This is a genomic window from Oribacterium sp. P6A1, assembly GCF_000702885.1.
Classification (GTDB): Bacteria; Bacillota; Clostridia; order Lachnospirales; family Lachnospiraceae; genus Oribacterium.
Genome location: NZ_JNKO01000012.1, coordinates 91,597 through 98,117 on the forward strand (window position 1 = coordinate 91,597; position 6,521 = coordinate 98,117).

At 42.4% G+C, this 6,521-nt stretch carries 7 protein-coding genes, 1 tRNA gene and 1 rRNA gene; 2 read left to right on the forward strand and 7 right to left on the reverse strand.

Annotated elements, in window-relative coordinates; genetic code table 11:
- Positions 1-61: 61 nt before the first annotated feature.
- The 4 genes from T515_RS09870 to T515_RS09885 form a co-directional block, all read right to left on the reverse strand.
- Entirely contained in the window at positions 62-1,465 is a 1,404-nt protein-coding gene (locus tag T515_RS09870; protein WP_036610425.1) for a transglutaminase domain-containing protein, read from the reverse strand.
- A gap of 223 nt (positions 1,466-1,688) precedes the next feature.
- On the reverse strand, positions 1,689-3,080 hold the full coding sequence (locus tag T515_RS09875) for a S1C family serine protease (protein ID WP_081832766.1): 1,392 nt from the start codon (positions 3,078-3,080) through the stop codon (positions 1,689-1,691).
- A gap of 161 nt (positions 3,081-3,241) precedes the next feature.
- Positions 3,242-3,760, reverse strand: coding sequence for a hypothetical protein (locus T515_RS09880; protein WP_036610429.1), 519 nt, complete (start codon positions 3,758-3,760; stop codon positions 3,242-3,244).
- A gap of 82 nt (positions 3,761-3,842) precedes the next feature.
- Positions 3,843-4,034: a hypothetical protein gene (locus T515_RS09885; RefSeq protein ID WP_036610432.1), complete on the reverse strand. Its 192-nt coding sequence runs from the start codon at positions 4,032-4,034 to the stop codon at positions 3,843-3,845.
- A gap of 276 nt (positions 4,035-4,310) precedes the next feature.
- On the opposite strand from T515_RS09885, the gene T515_RS09890 reads away from it, so the two are divergent.
- Positions 4,311-4,559 (forward strand): glutaredoxin family protein, encoded by a 249-nt coding sequence (locus T515_RS09890; RefSeq protein WP_197026420.1) that lies wholly within the window; start codon positions 4,311-4,313, stop codon positions 4,557-4,559.
- Between the two features lie 123 nt (positions 4,560-4,682).
- On the opposite strand, the gene T515_RS09895 is transcribed toward T515_RS09890, so the two are convergent.
- Positions 4,683-5,243: a hypothetical protein gene (locus T515_RS09895; RefSeq protein WP_036610438.1), complete on the reverse strand. Its 561-nt coding sequence runs from the start codon at positions 5,241-5,243 to the stop codon at positions 4,683-4,685.
- Positions 5,244-5,361: 118 nt separating this feature from the next.
- On the opposite strand from T515_RS09895, the gene T515_RS09900 reads away from it, so the two are divergent.
- A complete protein-coding gene (locus T515_RS09900) occupies positions 5,362-5,994 on the forward strand; it encodes a DUF4317 family protein (RefSeq protein WP_036610441.1) in 633 nt (210 codons plus the stop codon).
- A gap of 96 nt (positions 5,995-6,090) precedes the next feature.
- Here the strand turns inward: T515_RS09900 and T515_RS09905 are convergent.
- Both T515_RS09905 and T515_RS17610 read right to left on the reverse strand, forming a co-directional pair.
- Positions 6,091-6,163: transfer RNA gene (locus T515_RS09905), tRNA-Thr, on the reverse strand.
- A gap of 159 nt (positions 6,164-6,322) precedes the next feature.
- A 23S ribosomal RNA gene (locus T515_RS17610) occupies positions 6,323-6,521 on the reverse strand; the annotation flags it as partial.

The window sequence follows — 6,521 nt, forward strand, 5'->3', positions numbered from 1 at the left end:
TCCTACCTCGGAATTATGGTTTTTTATTAGTATCATGACGGATTCTTAAAGTCATGTATCGTTAAAAAATAATTATCATCGTATTTTGTGAATCAATCAATGTGTAGTTAAAGGATCTGACATTATCAAGATAATCATATATCCTCTGGTTCGTAAAAAGTGAATCCATAAGAGCCGACATGGTTTCTGACGAATCTGTACGGAATTGGACAATGTTTCCGCCGGAGGCCTGCACCGAACGGGCAAGCTCACCCACTGCCCCGGCGTCAGCATTATCAAAATAAGTACCGTTCTTTATGAAATAATTGCCGGAAGTTGAGGTACAAGAAGGCACCGGAATGGTTCCGAGATCAGAATGATTTACGTTCATCTGCTGATCAGTCAGTCCGAAATATGCATAGTTTGTGAAGGATGAGGTCTTTTCAGAGGATATCTGAGAATCTCCGAAGGTTACATCGAACTGGTACCAGGCCCCATCCATCAGTACGGCATTCCATGCATGCAAACCGCCTTCCGCATAGCCTGTCACAAGGACTGCCGGGATTCCGAGCTGCTGGGAAAGATACTGGAAGGTTTTTGCGTAACCGTTGCATACGGAACGGTGATTAAGTAAAACCGAGACGATATTCTGGTTTTCATCGGAACCGGGAACATATTCAGTATTTTCGATTATATAGTCATATATGTATTTTATCTTTTCATAGTCTGAGGTTTCGGTACCGTCAACGTAGCCCGGAACATTTACAAGAATGGACTGAATCACGGGAACCATTGAAGCTTCATAGGAAGCGGCGGTTTCTTCGTCCATGGAATACTGACCTCTGACCTTAATGGATGTAACTGTACCGTTTATCAGTTCCTGGGTGTAATGTATACCGCTGGAATAAAAAATTTCCGGGTGGTCCGCAACGATATAATTGTAAATGGTATTGAGTTCGGTGGTATCAAGGGTTGACAGACTCTTCTCTTTCCGTTCTGTTATGGCCTCAAGGATTTCTCTGTATACGAGCTTTAAATCATCATTTAATAGATTATAGCAGTAGTATCCTGCCTGACTTGAATCCGATAAAGAAGCGGATTCCGACGGAACTTCGCTCCTTTCCGGCAAAGTCTCTTCGGGAGTCTTTATTATGGTGTTTTCCTTTTCACTTTCTTTTACGGCTTTAGTCTCATGCTTATCCTTACTCTCATCTTGTGCAGAGGGTTCGGTTTCAGTCTCATGGTAAAATATTTCTGATATTGAATCCATGATAAGGTCATAGAAATCTTCAAAACCAGGATCTGTGACAGTTTCAATGTTTAAGTTCGCCACAAGTTCGCCGGGTAATCTGACTATGGAAAGCGCAAGTATAATGAGAACAGCAACGATCATGACGCTGAGACAGCCGCATCCGCCCCGTTTTTTTCTATGATAGCTGCCATTATTGTTTCCATAATGGTTATAGTTGCCGTCGTAATTCTGCATTAAAAAAGAATTCCTTTCATTGTTTTGAAAACTTCATTGATTTCAAAAGTCATTATGCCATTTTAGCATAGAAAAAAGGGGACAATGTTAAAGTATTTTTTAACATTGCACCCCACTTTAATTATATTTAAGTCATGAAACAGTTGATACCTTATCCCTCAGTCCAACCGGATATCCTCCGCATTTCCTGACAGATAAATGGCACTTACCCTGGCTACCTGTATCAATTCATATAGAACTGTGGAAGTCCCTGAATGAATTCACGGAATATCTGATCACTGTCTCTTGCAGAATCAGAATTTGCCTGATTCTTTGAATCTGAAGCATCAGCGGAAGTCTTGTCAGGATTTTCTGTCAATGTGATTGAGATTACCTTCTCATCATAAGTGCTTCCGTTTGGACGTTTAACCGTGAGGTTAATGGTCTCACCTGCAGAGTATCTTGAAAGAAGATTCTGAAGGTCATCAAAGCTTGTGACGCTCTGGTCATCAAACTTAACTATGATATCCTTTTCCTGAAGGTCTGAAGATGCTGCAGCTGAACCCTCAACTATCTTATATACATAGATTCCCTGAACCATGCCGTAGGCTTCTGCTGTTGCCGCATCTATGGTCTTTGCCTGGATGCCGAGGTATCCTCTGTTCTCATCTGAAACCTTGCTTCTTGTCTCCTTGCTGGAAAGGGTGCTTATGATGGCCTTTGCCTTGTTGCTCGGGATGGAATATCCCATACCCTCTACATCTGTACTTGAATACTTGGCTACATTGATTCCGATCAACTGACCATTCATGTTAAGGAGTGCTCCTCCTGAGTTACCGGGATTGATGGCAGCGTCAGTCTGTAGAAGTCCTGACTCGGTTCCTTTGTTGGTCTCTACATCTCTGTCCTTTGCTGAAATGATTCCTGTTGTAACGGACTGGCCATAACCGAGAGCATTGCCGATGGCAACAACCTGATCACCTACCTGAAGGGCGTCTGAGTCACCGAACTCTGCTATTTCTATCTTTGATAATGTCTCTGACGGGATGTCGCTGAGTTTAACTGCGATTACGGCAAGATCCGCATCCGAGTCCTCTCCTTTTATCTGTGCGTCGGCAGAGTTGCCGTCCACAAACTGGACGCTCAGTGTAGTTGAATCTTCGATAACGTGATGGTTTGTAGCTATCAGAAGTTCGCTGTCTGTCTTTCCAACGATAACACCTGATCCGCTGGCTGCCGCTTCAGCCTCAGACTCTCCGCCTAAGCCGAACATGGTGTAGCCATACTGTTTGTATCTTATGGTATTGGTGATTGATACGACCTGAGGCATGGCATCCTGTGCGATTTCGGAAACAGTCTTTGTGGTGCCAGAAGATGAAGAGGTATTTACAGCTGAAGAGTTCCGGTTACCGTTTGCCAGCATCACATCGGCTCCGGCAGATGAGCTGTCCTGTGCTGTGCCCGCTGCAGAAGCATTGGCATCAGCTCCTGTATTCGTTTGAGCAGCTGCCACGCTCTGGTTGGATGCAAACTGTGCTGCTCTTCCTACTCCCACCATGGTAACACCTGAAACCGATCCGAATACAAGTGCACTTAAAACTATAGTTGCTAAACGTTTTCCTAAATGTCTATACATGATAACCTCCATCAAGTTGATTTTCACTACTCAATTGCAGTTGTTCTTTCTGTTTACATTTTGAATATTAGTGAAAAAGTGTGACTCAATTTTGTTTAATTGATGGAGATTTTGTGTCGTAATTGTCAAGAAAATGTGTCCTGAATAAGTCTGTACCGGAATTATCTCAGTGATGCCAAAAGAATAAGGCTTGATATATGAACTGCAGTTACTCCTTTAAGCTGAAGCTTGTAGAGGACACGGGTATCATCATCGATGAAAAGGTGAGGGGTCCTGAGACCGTCAAACTTCTGTTCAAGAGTTTCTTTTACAAGGTCTGATTTATCAGAGTCTCTGGTGAACAGGATATTTTCAGGCTTGAACAGTCCGGGATATACCCGATTTATGAATCTGACCTTCTGAGCATCCTGAGTCGGGGTGCTGGACATACTTAGTATGAAATTCCTTGAACAGTCAGTATAGGTCTCTATATACTGCCTTATGAAGTCGGGACCGGCAGCTGTTTCATATATATCGTGCTTTTCTACGAATTCATCAAATTCGTCATCACCGCACACATTGATACCGTCGGAACCGTAACCGTAAACTGCCAGCACTCCGTCAATGTCGAAAAAACGGACCAGATCCTTCTTTTTCAAAAGATCAATGTCCAGTCCCAATCTGTAATCTGGATCGTACATATAAAATCCTCTTTTAATTAATTCTATTATGTGAGTGTCACGGTTCCGTATAGAACCGTTTATTCCTCATACTTAAATCAGTTTAGCTCATAAAAACTAACTGCAGCACTGTTACTGCCAATGCAAAGGCAGCAAAGCTAAAGATCATTGCCTTCCTGCAAAGGCTTATCAGATCCGTTTTGTTTCTGAAAAGGGCATACCCCAAAAGGACAAAGGATACCATAAATATGAGCATGACACCCGATAAGATAAAACCGATAATATCAGTCAGCATGAGTTATTCTCCTTTTTTTAGTAGATTTTTACGCACCCTGCCGGTTTAACAGTTTGTCCGGACAAATCAAATGATATGAGTGGCAATAGTTGACATCGAATCCTTACACTAAGAGCCCACTCATGATATGCAGAGATGTGAAGAACTGATTCCCGATTGATGCTGAAACCGCCCCATGCTACAATTACCGGCGTAATATGACATGCCCATTGGGAGAATTGATATTCATGTCATCAAGAAATGAATCCGGCAAAGCCGGCAGTAACTGAGGTGTTTATGAATCAGCAAATAAAATTACTAACCACATTTCATTGCTCCAGATGCAAGCAGGTGAAAAAGGAGCTTTTGGAAGCAGGAATACCATACGAAGAGTGTCCGGCCGATGAAAAGTCAGGCATAGAACTTGTAGTTAAGTATCGTGTCATGACCGCTCCTTCTCTTTTTATACCGGAATCAGATGAAAGCTACAGGTGCATCACTGATTTCGACGAGATATTGAAATATATTCATGAAATGAAATCATAAGGGATTAACGACGGTATGATGTCAGATCCCAAGGATGCTTTGGTGTAATGTTATTTCTCCTGAAAATGAAAGGGTGGCACTATATATTTAATCCGGGATCCGACGTTAATTTTGAGATTTACTTTATTTCTTTTCTCTCACAGCAGTTATTTCTTCTGCTGTCATGTGATCCAGCATGCCGTAGTCCATATTGTAGGTTACGAATTCATCGTAGTCGTACATATCTTCAAATGTCGTCATCAGGAATTCAGGATCCTGCTCATCACGCTCTCCGTCCTCAAGATATTCGTTTCTGAGAATTGAGTAAACGTAGCTTCGCGCCTCTGAAGGCATATTCCTTGCAGGGCTGGTTCCCTTATCCTCACACTGATGGATGTAGCTGTGGATCACAGCGTGTAATGCGTACTCTTCATAGATATTGGGAATAAACTCTTCTTTTGACTTTATTCCTTTAAGAAGAGATATAAATGCTGCCGCAGCATCAGGTTTTGAATAATGATCCGGAAAATAGAATCTGATATTCTCCTGAAACTCTGTGTCATCGGTAGTGACCTTGAGATAATCTTTACCGGCAGCTTCTTCCATGTCGTTGATGAGAAGTGACATGATGCGGTTATTTATGAACTCTGAGATGTAGGCATTGGCCTTCTGATCTCTTGTAAAGGGTGTTGTGATTTTTAGCATAGGTTGATTCCTTATAGAATGATATAAAAGTCGATGTCGGACCGCTTCGCGCTCCGTCCTTAGTATAACAAATTTACGGTATATAAAAAAGTTGATAGAAGTTAGAAAGAGGCCAGAAATGATTAATCGAGAAGATATGCTGGAGCTTACCAGAAGGATGACTTTAAGCAGAAATTGTTTTTACCGGGCGGCCGGTGCCTATATGGATCCTGAGGGCTATATAGATAACAGTTTTAATGTTAATTTCCGCAACATGGGCACTCATGACAGGCAGGTAAATCTGGAGCTTGCAAAGACTATTCCCTTTTCCAAGACGAATCAGCAGCTCAGGAGTTATGAGTTTCCGAAGGGTGATATGGCTTATGACAGCATTCATAAGCTTTTGATGGCTTTGTCACAGTACGGGCTTAAGGATGATCTTCTGGTGCAGACTTTGTGTGAGCAGCTTGCGGAGGGTATTCATATTTCACAGGAGTATGGCATTTTTATATATCACGGTATATACGATGTGCCTGTAAAGGGCTCTGATAAGGAGGAGCAGGGGGAATCTGAGGAGGTTTTTCAGTTTATAATCTGTGCTGTTGCGAGGATTGATAAGGATTATAATGCCGGAAAGCCTGAGCTTGGCTTCCTCTTCCCTGCTTTTGAGAATCGTTCAAGTGATCCCAGCAGGATAGATATCTACTCTTTGGATCCGGAGAGACCGGATGAGGCGTTTGTTAAGAAGATTTTGGGGACTTCGGGGATTTAATAAATGGAACGAAATCGCTGCGCGATGGTCTGCCAAGGCTGAGGCGCAGCTTTACTTTATAAACAAAAAAGCTCCGAGATTTCTCTCGGAGCTTGAAGCCGGGATTCGGACTCGAACCGAAGACCTACTGATTACAAATCAGTTGCTCTACCAACTGAGCTATACCGGCGTGTTTATCTGCTTTGCTGAATGCTTGGATATATTAACAAATATTCAAGTCTGTGTCAACTGCAAAATCTTTTTATTTAATCGTGCCTTGAAAACTGTACACCACATTATCAATTATTCTCAGTAATCCATCTTCTCTCTATCCGTAAATTCAACCTCATTGGTCAAACCCTCGACCTATTAGTAACTATCACCTGAATGCTTTACAGCACTTACAGCTTAGCCCTATCAACCTCGTAGTCTTCAAGGGGTCTTACTCTTGCGATGGGATATCTCATCTTGAGGGTGGCTTCACGCTTAGATGCCTTCAGCGTTTATCCAGTCCCGACATGCCTACCCTGCACTGGAGTTGATCTCCA